The organism is Variovorax sp. PBL-E5 (genome assembly GCF_901827185.1).
Taxonomy (GTDB): domain Bacteria; phylum Pseudomonadota; class Gammaproteobacteria; order Burkholderiales; family Burkholderiaceae_C; genus Variovorax.
This window is the reverse complement of sequence record NZ_LR594671.1, coordinates 3,369,972-3,384,283: the sequence shown is the minus strand read 5'-3', so window position 1 is coordinate 3,384,283 and position 14,312 is coordinate 3,369,972. Positions and strand designations below refer to the sequence as shown.

Here is a 14,312-nt window from a genome sequence, read left to right as displayed (position 1 = left end):
CGTCGGGGACGGGGGGCGCAAGTATCATAGCCAACACATGAGCACATCTTCCTCGCGCGCCGACTCCGGCTTCGCCTACAGCCGCTCCTTCTTCGAAAACCTGGTCGATTCGGCCCTGGCGCACGCCAAAAGGCTGGGCGCCACCGACGCCGGCGCCGAGGCGTCCGAGGGCTGCGGCCTGAGCGTCTCGGTGCGCAAGGGTGAACTCGAGAATGTCGAGCGCAACCGCGACAAGTCGCTGGGCATCACGGTCTATGTGGGCAAGCGGCGCGGCAATGCCAGCACCTCGGACTTTTCCGACGCGGCGGTCGCGCAGACCGTCCAGGCGGCCTACGACATCGCGCGCTTCACGGCCGAAGACCCGGTCAGCGGCCTGCCCGACGCGGACGACATCGCACGCGAGCAGCCCGATCTCGATCTGTTCCATCCCTGGGACGTGACGAGCGAGCAGGCGGCTGCGCTGGCGCTCGAATGCGAGGCCGCGGCGCTCTCAACCGACAAGCGCATCACCAACAGCGAAGGGGCGGGCGTCTCGGCGCAGCAGAGCCACTTCTTCAGCGCCCATACGCACGGCTTTCGCGGCGGCTACGCGAGCTCGCGCCATTCGATCTCGGTGGCACCGATCGCCGGCCGTGGCGACGGCATGCAGCGCGACGCCTGGTACAGCTCGATGCGATCGGCCGACGAGCTTGCAAGCCCGCAGGCGGTGGGCCGCTATGCGGCCGAGCGCGCGCTGAGCCGGCTCAAGTCCCGCAAGATCAAGACGACGCAGTGCCCGGTGTTGTTCGAATCGCCGCTGGCCGCGGGCCTGCTCGGCGGGCTGGTGCAGGCCGTCAGCGGCGGTGCGCTCTACCGCAAGAGCAGCTTCCTGCTCGATTCGCTGGGCAAGCAGGTGCTGCCCAAGCACCTGGATGTGGCCGAGGACCCGCACATCCTGCGCGGCAAGGGCAGCTCGCCCTTCGACGACGAAGGCGTGATCACCCGGCGGCGCAAGGTGGTCGATGCGGGGCGGCTCGAGGGCTATTTCCTCAGCACCTATTCGGCACGCAAGCTGGGCATGAAGACCACCGGCAATGCGGGCGGCTCGCACAACCTCACGCTGACCTCGCGATTGACGAAGGCAGGCGACGACCTGGATGCGATGCTTGCCAAGCTGGGCACCGGCCTGTTCGTGATCGAGCTGATGGGGCAGGGCGTCAACTACGTGACGGGCGACTATTCGCGCGGCGCGAGCGGCTTCTGGGTCGAGAAGGGGCGCATCGCGTTCCCGGTGCAGGAGATCACGATCGCCGGCAACCTCAAGGACATGCTGCTCGGCATCGAGGCGGTCGGGGCCGATGCGTACAACTACGGTGCCAAGACCACCGGGTCGCTGCTCATCAACCGCATGAAGATTGCCGGTAGCTAAGTCGCGGACAGTGCTGCACGGACTTTGGCGATCGCATTCGCGTAGGGCGTCGCGAAGCCGTCGAGCGGCGCATCCGGCGCCAGCCAGCTGAAACTGAAGACCAGGCCCTCTTCGTCGGGGCTGCCCGTGGCGATGTGGTCGAAGCGTTCGGGCAGCGGGCCTTCGGCGCGCATCAGGTACAGGTGCCAGAGCTGCGGATGCCGGCGCTTGCTGCCCTCCACGCCGGCTTCGCAGTCGCGGTCGAGCGTGCCGAGGGATTGCAACGGGCCGGTGTGGCGGATGCCGGATTCCTCCAGCAGTTCGCGCCGCACGGCGTCCTCGGGCGCCTCGCCGGGCTCGACCGTGCCCTTGGGCAACTGGATGTTCCCGTCGTCCGGGTGATGGAACACCAGCAGCCGGCCGCGCCCGTCCACCAGGCAGGCACAGGCCTTGTGGACGATGCGTGTCGTCATGGTCAGGCGCCCGAAAGAGCAGCCTTCACGGCGCTGCTGACCAGGCCCATGTCGGCCTTGCCGGCCAGGCGCGTCTTGACCGCGCCCATCACCTTGCCCATGTCGCCCGGGCCCTTGGCGCCGAGCTCGGCCACGATCGCCTTGACCTCGGTCGCGATCTCGTCGGCGCTCATGCGCTGGGGCAGGTAGACCTCCAGCACCTTGATCTCGGCGGCTTCCTTGTCGGCCAGGTCGATGCGGCCGCCCTGGGTGAATGCGGCGACCGAATCCTTGCGCTGCTTGACCAGCTTGTCGACGATGGCCACCACCATCGCGTCGTCGAGCACGATGCGCTCGTCGACTTCCTTCTGCTTGAGGGCCGCGAGCAGCAGGCGGATGGTGCCCAGGCGCTCGGCGTCCTTGGCGCGCATCGCGGTCTTCATGTCTTCGGTGATCTGGTCCTTGAGGCTCATGGTGGATTTCCTTCGGTCGACAAAAGAGAAAAGCCGCGACAGGTGTCCCTGGCGCGGCTTGCGAACCGGGCGCTGGCCTCGGGCCAGCGCAGCGGATGCTCAGTACAGCTTCTTGGGAAGCTGCATGCTGCGCACGCGCTTGTAATGGCGCTTGACGGCTGCGGCCTTCTTGCGCTTGCGCTCGGCGGTCGGCTTTTCGTAGAACTCGCGGGCGCGCAGGTCGGTCAGCAGGCCGAGCTTTTCGATGGTGCGCTTGAAGCGGCGCAGTGCGACGTCGAAAGGCTCGTTTTCTTTAACGCGGATGGTGGTCATTTAAAAATCGTTGGGTTGAATTTGGCCTGGGGAAGATCGGGCCCCGGGCCGGGTTCCTCAACTGAAAGCATGTGTGGCCGTTGAGGGGAGGCCAAAGTTAGCCAAAAATTATATACCACCCCCAGGCTTGCTCGCTACGCATAGCCGCCCACCCCCTTCGAGGGGGCGATACCGGCGGACCGGCAAAGCCGGATCCGCAGTATCTCTGGAAAAGAGAGGGGGGCAAGGTGCGCTCAGAGGGCCGTGGCGCAGGCATGCGCGCTGGCCCAGGCCCACTGGAAGTTGTAGCCGCCGAGCCAGCCGGTGACGTCGACCACCTCGCCGATGAAGCAGAGGCCGGGCTGTTTCGATTCCATGGTCTGCGACGAGAGCTCGCGGGTGTCGATGCCGCCGGCGGTGACTTCGGCCTTGCGGTAGCCCTCGGTGCCGCTGGGCGTGATCTGCCAGCGCGCGATGCGCTCGGCCAGCGCGTGGAGGGCGCGGTCGGCGGCTTCGTTGATGGGCCGTTGCAGCGCGCTGTCCTGGCCGACCCAGGCATCGGCGAGCCGCGACGGCACCAGCGCGGCGAGCTCGTTGGCAATGCGCTTGCGCGACAGGCGCTTGGCCTCGGCCAGCGCGGACGCGACCTCCACGCCGGGCGCGAAGTCGATCGTGAGCGGCATGCCCGGCCGCCAGTAGCTCGAGATCTGCAACACCGCGGGGCCCGACAGGCCGCGATGGGTGAAGAGCAGGTCTTCGACGAAGGCCATGCGCTCCTTCCGGCTGCCGGTCTCGATCTGCACCGGCAGCGCGAGGCCGGCCAGTCCTGCGTAGGGCGCCCAGCCTTCGCCGCCGAAGGTCAGCGGCACGAGGGCCGGGCGCGGCGTGACCACGCGCAGCCCGAATTGCGCCGCGATGCGGTAGCCGAAGTCGCTGGCGCCGATCTGCGGGATCGACAGCCCGCCGGTGGCGATCACCAGCTTGGGCGTACGGACTTCGCCGCGATCGGTGTCGATCCGGTAGCCGCCTTCGTCCGAGAAGGCGATGTCGCGCACGCCGCAGGGCTGCCAGTGCGCGACGCTGCCGCTGGCGCACTCGGCCAGCAGCATGTCGATGATCTGCTGCGAAGGGCCGTCGCAGAACAGCTGGCCCTTGTGCTTCTCGTGAAAGGCGATGCCGTGGCGCTCGACCAGCGCGATGAACTGCTGCGGCGTGTAGCGCGACAGCGCCGAGCGGCAGAAGTTCGGGTTGTCGCCGATGAAGTGGCGCTGCGGCGCGCGCACGTCGAGGTCGCGGTTGGTGAAGTTGGCGCGGCCGCCGCCCGAGATGCGGATCTTCTCGGCGATGCGCTCGCCGTGGTCGAGCAGCAGCACCTTCAGGCCGCGCTGGCCGGCCACGGCGGCGCAGAACAGGCCTGCGGCGCCCGCGCCGACGACGACGGCGTCGAACGAACTCAACGCCGCTGGCCCATGTGCATGCGCCGCGCCGTCATCCCTTCCACACGAACGGGAACTTCAGCTGCTTGAAGAAGCCGTTCGGCACATAGTCGCCGACCACGCCGTAGTGCTCGGGCCACAGGCGCGTGCTCTTGACGGCGGTTCCGAAGAGATAGTCGAGAAACGCATAGTGCGCAGCGTAGTTGCGGTCGATCGCCTCGTCGTCCTGGCTGTGGTGCCAGTGGTGGAAATTCGGCGTCACGATCAGGTAGCGCAGCGGGCCGAGCCGCACGCTCACGTTGCAGTGGTTGAACACCGCCTGGAAGCCGACCACCACGATGTAGGCATCGATCACTTCCTTGCTGAAGCCGAGCACGTAGATCGGCGCCAGCACCAGCGTGCGCGTGATCAGCAGCTCGAGGATGTGCTGGCGCGAGCCGGCCATCCAGTCCATGCTCTTCACGCTGTGGTGCACCGCATGCAGGCGCCACAGCAGCGGCACCTCGTGGTAGGCGCGGTGTGTCCAGTACTGCACGAAGTCGGCCACCCCGATGATCAAGAGCACGCCGGCCCAGAAGGGCAGGCCCGCCACCCAGCCGCGGATGCCGTCGTTGGCGGCCCAGCCGAAGAGCTTGTGCACCAGCAGGTTGGTCGCCAGCAGCACGAAGCCGACGATCATGTGGTTGACGACGAAGTGATGGAAATCGGTCTGCCACTCGGCACGGAACACCGGCTGGTCCTTGCGGTGCGCGAACAGCTTCTCGATGAAGATGAAGATCAGCGACGAGCCCAGCAGGTCGAGGATGAACCAGTCCAGGCCGATGTAGGGCGTGTTGTCCGCGAAGTCGCTGACCGGCACCTTGTGGCCGCCGAGCAGCGCCGACAGTGCCACCAGCAGGAAGGCGAAGGACGACAGCCAGCGCGAACGGTCGAAGACGATGTTGACCAGCGAGAGGCCGCCCGAGATCACCATCGCGCCCAGCAGCAGATAGCGCATCACGTCGACGTTGTAGCTGCGCCGCAGCTCGGGTGTGGTCAGGTACTGCGGGAAGTGGAAGGCCAGCACGCCCAGAAAGCACAGGATGCCCAGCGCGAGCGCGATGGTGCCTGTGACCAGGCCGCGCCCGCGCTGCAGTTCGCCGTGGCTTTCGGTGAATTCATTGAGTTTGTCGAGCTCCAGCATCCCGTCCTCCGCCCGTGGTTCGAGTGCGCGGAATTCTAGGCGCCCGCGGACTCGTCGGGGCCGTTTCCAGGAACGCCGCGGAACCGGCTTCGCCGGGCCGCAGGTGTTGCCCCCTGCAAGGGGGTGGGCGGCCACACGAAGTGGGCAAGCCTGGGGGTGTGCTTTTTATGTGCCGAAACGCGTGACAGGTACACCGGCCGCTGCCAGACCGCGCAGCACGTCGCCGACCACGATCACGGCCGGACTCGCCAGCCCGGCCGCGGCGATGTCCTCGCGCAGCCGGTCGAGCGTGGTCGCGATGTGCCGCTGCTGCGGCAGGCTCGCGTGCTGGATCACCGCCACCGGCGTCTCGCCCGGCAGGCCGTGCAGCAGTTCGTCCTGGATGTGGGCCGCGCCCGAGACGCCCATGTAGATCACCAGCGTGAGCCGCGCATCGCGCGCCGTCGCGGCCAGCTGGCGCCAGTCGGTCGGATGCTCGGCGGCGGCGTGGCCGGTCTTGGCATGGCCGGTGACGAACACCACGCCCTGCGCATGGTCGCGGTGCGTGAGCGGCACGCCCAGCGAGGTGATGGCGGCCAGCCCGGCCGTGATGCCGTTGACGACCTGCACTTCGATGCCGGCCTCGCGCAGATGCTCGACCTCCTCGCCGCCGCGGCCGAAGATGAATGGGTCGCCGCCCTTGAGGCGCACGACCGTCTCGCCCTCCTGCACCGCGGTGATCATGAGCCGCTCGATGAAGGCCTGCGGCGTGCTCTTGCAGCCGCCGCGCTTGCCCACGTGGACGATGCGCGCGCCGGGGCGCGCATAGGCCAGGACGCCGTCGCCGACGAGGTCGTCGACCAGCAGCACCGTCGCCGCCTGGATGGCCTTGACAGCCTTGACCGTGAGCAATTCCGGGTCGCCGGGTCCGGCGCCGACGAGCGTGCAACTGCCGTGATGGGGAAGTGGATTCATGAAGGCTCCGCTTGTTGTGCGCGCTGCGCCAGTTGCACGATCTGCGCCACCTGCTGCGCGATCGCCTGCGGCACGGCCGCTTCGCCGGCCAGCACGCGGCGTGTGTAGCCGGCCGTGGTCCGGATGTCGATGTCAATCGGAAGGCCGGGCACCTCGGCCAGCGTGCCGGGTTGTTGCGCCTGCAGCGCGATGCGCCGTCCGCGCACGAAACCATCGACCTGCGCGGTACGGCGCGGGTCGGCCACGCTCTCGCCTTCGAGACCGCGCGAGAGCAGGGCGTTCATGCCCAGCAGCTCGAAGGTCGCGGCCATCGATTGCGCGTACTCGGGGTGCGTGTAGCTGCCGATCACCACGCAAGGGCCCTGGCTCGGCTGCATCAGCTTGACCACGCTGTGGCCCGGGTTGCGCAGGCCGACCACGCGGCGCACGTCGAGCAGGCGCTTGAGGCCCGGGCTGAGCAGCTCGGTCGGCGCGAACACGGCCTCGCCGTCGGCAATGGCGCGAATGGCGGTCAACGGCGGCAGGTCGAGCGCGGCCAGCACGCCGGAGGCCAGCACGCGGGTCGATTCGGTGGCCGCGCCGTGCACCAGCACCGGCAGGCCTTCGCGCGCCAGCAGCAGCGCCAGCAGCGGCGTGAGCACCGGCAGCCTGCGCGCGCCGTTGTAGCTGGGCAGCACGATCAGCGGCTGGCCCGTGGCGGGAAAGAGGGCGAGCCGCGCATGCGTCGCGTCCAGGAAGCCGGCCAGCTCCTCGGGCGTCTCGCCCTTGATGCGCATCGCCAGGCAGAAGGCGCCGATCTCGAGATCGGTCACCGTGCCGTCGAGCACCTGGCCGAACAGGTCGGCCGCCTGCGCGCGGTCGAGCGGCCTGGCGCCGCGTGCGCCGCGGCCGATTTCCTTGATGTACTGGCTGATTCCCATGGGTTCGCGAATTGTCCTGCATGGCTTATGCCGCAAAGAGGGGCGCCTTATGCCCCTGCGCGCGGCAAGGGCTGTCGGCAGGGAGCGCCTGGCGCGTGTCCTCATGACACTGGCGCGAGTGCCGACGCGGCCCCCGCGCGCACCATGCGCTTGAGTTCGGGCAGGCAGGAGCCGCAGTTGGTGCCGCACTTCAGCGCACCCTGCAGCGCGGCGAGGCGTTCGTCGGCCGAGCCCGCGACGGCCGCGAGCTTGCCGGCGATCGCGGTCTGCGTGACGCCGAAGCAACCGCAGACGATCTTGCCGCGGGTTGCCACGCCGGCGGGCGCTGCGGCGCCGGGCCGCAGCAATTGGCGGCCGTAGGCCTGCGCGGGCAGGCGGTCCTGCAGCAGCGTCTTGATCCAGGCTTCGGCACTGGTGTCGCCGCCGAGCAGGAAGCCGTCGAGCCGCGCCTCCGCACCCTCGCGCACCAAACGCACCGTGCGCCGCTGCCCGCGCCGGGCATCGACATAGCGCAGCGCGTCGGGACCGCCGAGCGCGAGCAGGCGCTCGATCTGCGTCATGACCGCGTCGGGCGGTACCTCGTACGCCGCCGCCCGAAAGAGGATGCCCGCACGCTCCGGCTCGCCGCCCGCCAGCGAGCCGCCGGCGCCGAAGGGCACGCAGCTGGCGAAGGGAAAGGAGGGCATCAGCGCACGCAGCGCGGCGGCGACGTGAAGCGACGCCTCCTGCGGCAGCCAGGCCGCGGCGAGCAGCGACCAGGGCAGTTCGGCCTTGAGAACCTTCACGGCCGCGTGCTTGAGCTCGGGCTGTTTCGAATCGGGGCAGAAGCGCGAGGTGGTGAGCGCGTTCACGCCGGCGAGGCGCTCGCCGGTGCTGGAGCAGCCGCTCAGGTATTCGCCGCCCCAGTGCATCGCGATGAAGGCCTGGCTCAGGCCGAGCTCGGTGCTGGCCGCGACGGGCAGCACGATCGAGCCGCGGCGCGAGGTCACGTGCACCAGATCGCCTTCGGCCAGCTGACGGCGCGCCATGTCCTGCGGATGCAACTGCACCGTCGGCTCGGCTGCATGGCCGAACAGGCGGCCGAGCGTGCCGGTGCGGCTCATGCCGTGCCACTGGTCGCGCAATCGTCCGGTGTTGAGCGAGAAGGGATAGCGCGCCTCGCGGGCTTCCGCGACCGGTGCGTAGGGCGTGTCGGCGAAGCGGGCGCGGCCATCGGGCGTCGAGAACACGCCGTCTTCGTAGAGGCGCTCGCGGCCTGTGGCTTCGCCTTCGCGCAGCGGCCATTGCTGCGGCGCGGCTTCGAGCATCGCGTAGCTCATGCCGGTGATGTCGAGGTCGCGCCCGCGCGTCGACTCGCGGTGTTCGTTCCAGACCGATTCGGCGCTGGCATACGGGAACAGCGCGGCCGTGCGCCCGAGCCGGCTTTCGAGGCGGCGCGCGAAAGCCACGCCAATGGCCCAGTCGTCGCGCGCTTCGCCTGGCGCCGGCACCGCGGGACGCACGCGCGAGATGCGGCGCTCGCTGTTGGTGACAGTGCCTTGCTTTTCGCCCCAGGTGCTGGCCGGCAGCAGCAGGTCGGCGAAGTCGCAGGTGGCGGGGGTCGAGAAGGCTTCCTGCACGACGACGAACTCGCAGCGCTCGAGTGCACGCCGCACGGTGCCCTGGTCGGGCATCGATTGCGCCGGGTTGGTGCAGGCGATCCAGAGCGCGCGGATCTCGCCGTCGGCGGCGGCCTGGAACATCTCGACCGCGGTCTTGCCGGGCTTGAAGGGCACCTCGGGCACGCCCCACAGCGCCGCGACCTCGGCGCGGTGCTGCGGGTTCGCGAGATCGCGATGCGCCGACAGCAGGTTGGCCAGTCCGCCCACTTCGCGCCCGCCCATCGCATTGGGCTGGCCGGTCAGCGAGAAGGGGCCGGCGCCGGGCTTGCCGATCTGCGCGGTGGCCAGGTGCAGGTTGATCAGCGCGGCATTCTTGGCCGTGCCCGAGGACGATTGATTCAGGCCCTGGCAGTAGAGGCTCAGCGTCGCGGCCGAGGTGGCGAACAGGCGCGCGGCCTGCAGCAGATCGTCCTTGGCAATGCCGCAGACCTCGGCCACGCGGTCGGGCGTGCAGTCGCGCACGGTGGCCTTGAGCGCATCGAAGCCGCTGGTGTGCGCCGCGATGTAGCGCGTGTCGGTCCAGCCTTCCCACAGCATCAGGTGCAGCATGCCGTTGAACAGCATCACGTCGGTGCCCGGCTGCAGCGCAAGATGCAGGTCGGCGATCTCGCAGGTGTCGGTGCGGCGCGGGTCGGCGACGATGATCTTCAAGGCCGGGTTGGCGGCCTTCGCGTCCTCGATGCGCCGGTACAGGATCGGGTGTGCCCAGGCCGTGTTGCTGCCGACGATGAACAGGCACTCGGCATGCTTCAGGTCGTCGTAGCAGGCCGGCGGTGCATCGGCGCCCAGCGTCTTCTTGTAGCCGGCCACCGCGCTGCTCATGCACAGGCGCGAGTTGGTGTCGATGTTGTTGGTGCCGACCAGGCCCTTGGCCAGCTTGTTGAAGACGTAGTAATCCTCGGTGAGCAGTTGGCCCGAGACATAGAAGCCCACCGCGTCGGGGCCATGGTCGCGGATCACCTGGGCGAATTTGTCGGCGGCGAGGTCGAGCGCAGCGTCCCAGCCGATGGCTTCGGGCGTGGCGCGGCGCGTGATGCGGCGCAGGGGCTGAAGCAGGCGCGTCTGGCGCGTGATCGCCGCGCTCGCGGTGAGGTGCAGCGTCGAGCCCTTGGTGCAGAGGCGGCCGAAGTTGGCCGGATGGTCGGGGTCGCCGCGCACACCGGTGATCTGCGTGCCTTCGGCCTCGATGATCACGCCGCAACCCACGCCACAGTAAGGGCAGGTCGAGCGCGTTTCGCTTTTCTCCCTCTCCCTCTGGGAGAGGGTGGGGGTGAGGGCAAACGGCGTTGCCAGTGGAAGCATCGCTGCCCTCACCCTAGCCCTCTCCCAGAGGGAGAGGGGACAGGACGCGCTTCGGTCCGGCCACGGGGCGTTCGAGATCGGTCGCATGCGTGGCGATCTCCTCGGCATCGAGATGCACCACACCCTCGACCACCTTCACCGCGAAGCGCGGCGTGCAGCCTTCGTCCGGCGATTTCGCGCAGCCATCGTCGAGCCCGACGGCCCAGTTGTGCAGCGGGCAGGCCACGCTGGTGCCGAACACGATGCCCTGGCTCAGGGGGCCGCCCTTGTGCGGGCAGCGGTCGAGCAGCGCGAAGACCTGGTCCTCGGCATTGCGGAACACCGCCACGTCCACGCCCACGGGCCGTGCCACGCGCCGCGCGCCGAGCACGGGAATATCGTCGACGCGGCAGATCACTTTCCATTCGCTCATGGATGTCTTCCTTTCAGGCCGGCTGCGCGGTGCGTTCGGCGGCCGGCACCACGGCAACGGGCGTGAACTGCCGCACGTCGACCGAGGCCTGGCTCGATGCGAACCACGGATCGGGCTCGCCGTCGAGCGCGAACTGCAGCCGCTCCCACAGCGCCTGGCGGCCTTCGGCGTCCTCGAGGATCTTCTTCTTCACGTAGTCCAGTCCGACACGGCCGATGTAGTGCACCGTGCGCTCGAGGTACCAGCCTTCTTCGCGGTAGAGCTGCAGGAAGGCTCCCGCGTACTGCATCACTTCCTCGGAAGTCTTCACCTTGACCAGGAACTGCGCGACCTCGGTCTTGATGCCGCCGTTGCCGCCGACATAGATCTCCCAGCCCGAGTCGACGCCGATCACGCCGACGTCCTTGATGCCGGCCTCGGCGCAGTTGCGCGGGCAGCCCGAGACCGCGAGTTTGACCTTGTGCGGCGAGTACATCGCCCACAGCGCGCGTTCGAGGTCCTTGCCCATCTGCGTCGAGTCCTGCGTGCCGAAGCGGCACCACTCGCTGCCGACGCAGGTCTTCACCGTGCGCAGCGACTTGGCGTACGCGAAGCCCGAGGGCATGCCGATGTCCTTCCAGACGTTCTCCAGGTCTTCCTTCTTCACGCCCAGCAGGTCGATGCGCTGGCCGCCGGTGATCTTGACGGTCGGGATCTTGTACTTGTCGGCCGCGTCCGCGATGCGTCGCAGCTCGTCGGGCGTGGTGTGGCCGCCCCACATGCGCGGGATCACCGAATAGGTGCCGTCCTTCTGGATGTTGGCGTGGCTGCGCTCGTTGACGAAGCGGCTCTGCGGATCGTCCTTCGCCTCCTTCGGCCAGGTGCTGATCAGGTAGTAGTTGACGGCCGGGCGGCAGGTCGCGCAGCCATTGGGCGTGCGCCAGCCGAGGCCGTGGTAGAGCGCTTCGTGCGTGAGGTAGTGCGCCTTGCGGATCGCGTCGCGCACGTCCTGGTGGCTGAAGTCGGTGCAGGCGCAGACGGCCTTCTTCTTCGGCGTCGCCGAGTAGTCGCCGCCGGCCGTGAACATCAGGATCTGCTCGACCAGCCCGGTGCACGAGCCGCACGATGCGCTGGCCTTGGTGTGCTTCCTGACCTCGTCGAGCGTGAACAGGCCGCGGTCCTTGATCGCCTTGCAGATGGTGCCTTTGGTCACGCCGTTGCAGCCGCAGACCTCGGCCTCGTCGGCCATCGACGCAGCCTTGCTGTGGCCCTCGTGGCCGGTGTCGCCGATGTTGGATTCGCCGAACATCAGCTTGTCGCGGATGTCCTGCACGCTGCGGCCGTCGCGCAGCAGCTTGAAGTACCAACTGCCGTCGACGGTGTCGCCGTAGAGGCAGGCGCCGACCAGCTTGTCGTCCTTGATCACCAGCTTCTTGTAGACGCCGCCGACCGGGTCGCTCATGACGATTTCCTCGGTGCCTTCGCCGCCCATGAATTCGCCGGCCGAGAACAGGTCGATGCCGGTGACCTTGAGTTTGGTCGAGGTCAGCGAGCCGAGGTAGCGGCCGATGCCGAACTGCGCCAGGTGGTTGGCCGCCACCTTGGCCTGCTCGAACAGCGGCGCGACCAGGCCATAGGCGATGCCGCGGTGCGCCGCGCATTCGCCGACCGAGTAGATGCGCGCGTCGGTCACCGTCTGCATGGTGTCGGTGACGACGATGCCGCGGTGGACGTGCAGGCGCATCTTCTCGGCCAGCTCGGTGTTGGGTCGGATGCCGACGGCCATCACCACCAGGTCGGCCGCGACCTCGGTGCCGTCCTTGAAGCGGATGGCGGTGACGCGGCCGGCCTCGTTGCCGACCAGTTCCTGCGTCTGTGCGCCGATCAGGAAGTTCAGGCCACGGTCCTCCAGCGACTTCTGCAGCAGCTTGCCGGCGACGTCGTCGAGCTGGCGCTCCATCAGCCAGGGCATGACGTGCACCACCGTCACCTTCATGCCGCGCAGCATCAGGCCGTTGGCCGCCTCCAGGCCCAGCAGGCCGCCGCCGATCACCACCGCGTTCTTGTGGGTGCGCGCGGTCTCGATCATGTAGTCGGTGTCGGCGATGTCGCGGTAGGCGATCACGCCCTTCAGCTCCTTGCCCGGCACCGGCAGCATGAAGGGATTGGAGCCGGTGCACAGCAAGAGGCGGTCGTAGGCGGCCTCGGTGCCGTCCTCGGCGCGCACGATGCGCCGCACGCGGTCGACCTCGACCACCTTCTTGCCGGTGTGCAGCGTGATGCGGTGGTCGGCATACCACTCGCGCGTGTTGAGCACGATCTCGTCGACCGTCTGCTCGCCGGCCAGCACCGGCGACAGCAGGATGCGGTTGTAGTTGGGATGCGGCTCGGCGCCGAAGACGGTGATGTCGTAGAGATCGGGCTCGATCTTCAGCAGCTCTTCGAGCGTGCGCACGCCGGCCATGCCGTTGCCGACCATCACGAGTTTCAGTTTCTTCATGGCGTGGGACCTTTCATGGAATCGAGCAGACGGAGATCGGGACTGAGCGATGCGCCGGCGTTGCGATGCCGCGCCGGTGCCGCATGCACGGCGACTCGGGCCAGGCCGCCCTTGCCGGCCCAGGTGCGGGTCCAGCGCGTCTGCATCACGCGCATGACGCCCAGCATCACCAGCGCCAGCGCGGCGAAGAAGACGAAGCCCCAGAGGTAGCTGCCCATGTACTGCTTCGACAGGCCCATCGCGTTGGGCACCAGGCCGCCGCCGAGCGCGCCGATCTCGCCGATCATCGAGCCGGCCACCGCGGTGCTCGCGGGCCAGCGCAGCGGCACCAGCTGGAACAGCGCACCGTTGCCCGCGCCGAGCGCGGCGAAGCACACGATCAGCAGCAGCGTGGTGAGCGCGAGCGAGGCCGAGGAGGCGCCGACCAGCGCGAGCCCCGCGGCCACCACCACCAGCACCAGCGTCAGCGTGTTGACGCCGCCCCAGCGGTCGGAGATCCATCCGCCGGCCACCCGCACCGCGGCACCCATGAACGCGGCCAGCATGGTCAGCTCGCCGGCCTGCACCTTGCTCACGCCGAACTGGTCGTAGTAGTAGGAAGGCAGGAAGGTGGTGAGGCCGATGAAGCCGCCGAAGGTGATGCCGTAGATCAGGCTGAAGGCCCAGCCGTCCTTCTCGAACAGGCAGGCGACATGCGCGCGCAGGCTGGCGTGGCTGTCGACATCGGGCGGCTCCTTGGCGAACACGACCATGACGACCATCGGGATCAGGATCGCGGCCGCGGCGATGCCGTACACGCTCTGCCAGCCCAGCCATTGCGCCAGCGGCGGCGCCACCAGCACCGACACCGCGGTGCCGACATTGCCGGCGCCCACCAGACCCATCGCGAGGCCCTTGTGCTGCGCCGGGAACCAGCCCGAGCCGAGCGACATCGCGACGCCGAAGCTCGCGCCCGCGATGCCCAGCAGCACGCCCATCGCGAGCAGGTCGTTGAAGCTGTGCACCATGAAGAAGCCGTACAGCATCGCGATGGCGATCATCCCCATCTCGACCAGCGTCGCGTTCTTGCGGCCGATGTACTGCGACAGGATGCCGAGCGGAAAGCGCATCAGCGCGCCGGCGATGATCGGCACCGACAGCATCAGCCCCTTCTGCGCCGGCGAGAGATGGAAGCTCTCGCCGATGAACGGCGCCATGGCGCCGTTGAGCACCCAGATGCAGCACGAGAACGTGAAGTACAGGAAGGCCGAGAACAGCGTCGGCCCGTGGCCGGCATGCAGGAAGGTCTTGAATCTGGACATGGCATTCGATGCGAAATGCCGCGGCGCGGCCGTTGGCGGGCCGTGTCGTCGGACAGGGGTG

At 68.6% G+C, this 14,312-nt stretch carries 12 protein-coding genes; 1 reads left to right on the top strand and 11 read right to left on the bottom strand.

Going from position 1 to position 14,312, the window contains the following annotated elements; all coding sequences use genetic code 11:
* Positions 1 to 37 precede the first annotated feature (37 nt).
* Positions 38 to 1,408, top strand: a complete 1,371-nt coding sequence (pmbA, locus tag WDLP6_RS16415; RefSeq protein ID WP_162593201.1) for a metalloprotease PmbA — start codon at positions 38 to 40, stop codon at positions 1,406 to 1,408.
* Here pmbA and WDLP6_RS16410 read toward each other — a convergent pair.
* From WDLP6_RS16410 to WDLP6_RS16360, 11 genes are all read right to left on the bottom strand, one after another.
* On the bottom strand, positions 1,405 to 1,860 hold the full coding sequence (locus WDLP6_RS16410; protein WP_162593200.1) for an NUDIX domain-containing protein: 456 nt from the start codon (positions 1,858 to 1,860) through the stop codon (positions 1,405 to 1,407). The two genes, pmbA and WDLP6_RS16410, sit on opposite strands and share 4 nt — an antisense overlap.
* Positions 1,861 to 1,862: 2 nt before the next feature.
* Positions 1,863 to 2,312 carry a GatB/YqeY domain-containing protein gene (locus WDLP6_RS16405; RefSeq protein ID WP_162593199.1) on the bottom strand — a complete coding sequence of 150 codons (450 nt, stop codon included), beginning with the start codon at positions 2,310 to 2,312 and terminating at the stop codon, positions 1,863 to 1,865.
* A gap of 99 nt (positions 2,313 to 2,411) precedes the next feature.
* On the bottom strand, positions 2,412 to 2,624 hold the full coding sequence (gene rpsU / locus WDLP6_RS16400) for a 30S ribosomal protein S21 (protein ID WP_007833691.1): 213 nt from the start codon (positions 2,622 to 2,624) through the stop codon (positions 2,412 to 2,414).
* A gap of 233 nt (positions 2,625 to 2,857) precedes the next feature.
* Entirely contained in the window at positions 2,858 to 4,060 is a 1,203-nt protein-coding gene (locus WDLP6_RS16395) for an NAD(P)/FAD-dependent oxidoreductase (RefSeq protein WP_162593198.1), read from the bottom strand.
* 31 nt (positions 4,061 to 4,091) lie between these two features.
* Positions 4,092 to 5,222 (bottom strand): sterol desaturase family protein, encoded by a 1,131-nt coding sequence (locus tag WDLP6_RS16390; protein ID WP_162593197.1) that lies wholly within the window; start codon positions 5,220 to 5,222, stop codon positions 4,092 to 4,094.
* Positions 5,223 to 5,387: 165 nt separating this feature from the next.
* Positions 5,388 to 6,176, bottom strand: a complete 789-nt coding sequence (cobA, locus tag WDLP6_RS16385) for a uroporphyrinogen-III C-methyltransferase (protein WP_162593196.1) — start codon at positions 6,174 to 6,176, stop codon at positions 5,388 to 5,390.
* Positions 6,173 to 7,096, bottom strand: a complete 924-nt coding sequence (ybiB, locus tag WDLP6_RS16380; RefSeq protein ID WP_162593195.1) for a DNA-binding protein YbiB — start codon at positions 7,094 to 7,096, stop codon at positions 6,173 to 6,175. The genes cobA and ybiB overlap by 4 nt, the downstream gene beginning before the upstream one ends.
* Positions 7,097 to 7,197: 101 nt before the next feature.
* Positions 7,198 to 10,059: a nitrate reductase gene (locus tag WDLP6_RS16375; protein ID WP_162593194.1), complete on the bottom strand. Its 2,862-nt coding sequence runs from the start codon at positions 10,057 to 10,059 to the stop codon at positions 7,198 to 7,200.
* A gap of 13 nt (positions 10,060 to 10,072) precedes the next feature.
* Complete coding sequence (nirD, locus tag WDLP6_RS16370) at positions 10,073 to 10,471, bottom strand: nitrite reductase small subunit NirD (RefSeq protein WP_162593193.1); 399 nt, start codon at positions 10,469 to 10,471, stop codon at positions 10,073 to 10,075.
* A gap of 13 nt (positions 10,472 to 10,484) precedes the next feature.
* The gene (nirB, locus tag WDLP6_RS16365) at positions 10,485 to 12,950 is read right to left on the bottom strand and encodes a nitrite reductase large subunit NirB (RefSeq protein ID WP_162593192.1); all 2,466 of its coding nucleotides are present in this window, start codon (positions 12,948 to 12,950) and stop codon (positions 10,485 to 10,487) included.
* Positions 12,947 to 14,251 (bottom strand): MFS transporter, encoded by a 1,305-nt coding sequence (locus WDLP6_RS16360; protein WP_162593191.1) that lies wholly within the window; start codon positions 14,249 to 14,251, stop codon positions 12,947 to 12,949. The genes nirB and WDLP6_RS16360 overlap by 4 nt, the downstream gene beginning before the upstream one ends.
* Between the last annotated feature and the right edge of the window lie 61 nt (positions 14,252 to 14,312).

Bases quoted from the DNA above. Each gene is read 5' to 3' on its own strand.
- WDLP6_RS16390 (WP_162593197.1), bottom strand. From the start codon at position 5,222: ATGCTGGAGCTCGACAAACTCAATGAATTCACCGAAAGCCACGGCGAA.
- ybiB (WP_162593195.1), bottom strand. From the start codon at position 7,096: ATGGGAATCAGCCAGTACATCAAGGAAATCGGCCGCGGCGCACGCGGC.
- WDLP6_RS16410 (WP_162593200.1), bottom strand. From the start codon at position 1,860: ATGACGACACGCATCGTCCACAAGGCCTGTGCCTGCCTGGTGGACGGG.
- nirD (WP_162593193.1), bottom strand. From the start codon at position 10,471: ATGAGCGAATGGAAAGTGATCTGCCGCGTCGACGATATTCCCGTGCTC.
- WDLP6_RS16375 (WP_162593194.1), bottom strand. From the start codon at position 10,059: ATGCTTCCACTGGCAACGCCGTTTGCCCTCACCCCCACCCTCTCCCAG.
- nirB (WP_162593192.1), bottom strand. From the start codon at position 12,950: ATGAAGAAACTGAAACTCGTGATGGTCGGCAACGGCATGGCCGGCGTG.
- WDLP6_RS16405 (WP_162593199.1), bottom strand. From the start codon at position 2,312: ATGAGCCTCAAGGACCAGATCACCGAAGACATGAAGACCGCGATGCGC.
- cobA (WP_162593196.1), bottom strand. From the start codon at position 6,176: ATGAATCCACTTCCCCATCACGGCAGTTGCACGCTCGTCGGCGCCGGA.
- WDLP6_RS16360 (WP_162593191.1), bottom strand. From the start codon at position 14,251: ATGTCCAGATTCAAGACCTTCCTGCATGCCGGCCACGGGCCGACGCTG.
- rpsU (WP_007833691.1), bottom strand. From the start codon at position 2,624: ATGACCACCATCCGCGTTAAAGAAAACGAGCCTTTCGACGTCGCACTG.
- pmbA (WP_162593201.1), top strand. From the start codon at position 38: ATGAGCACATCTTCCTCGCGCGCCGACTCCGGCTTCGCCTACAGCCGC.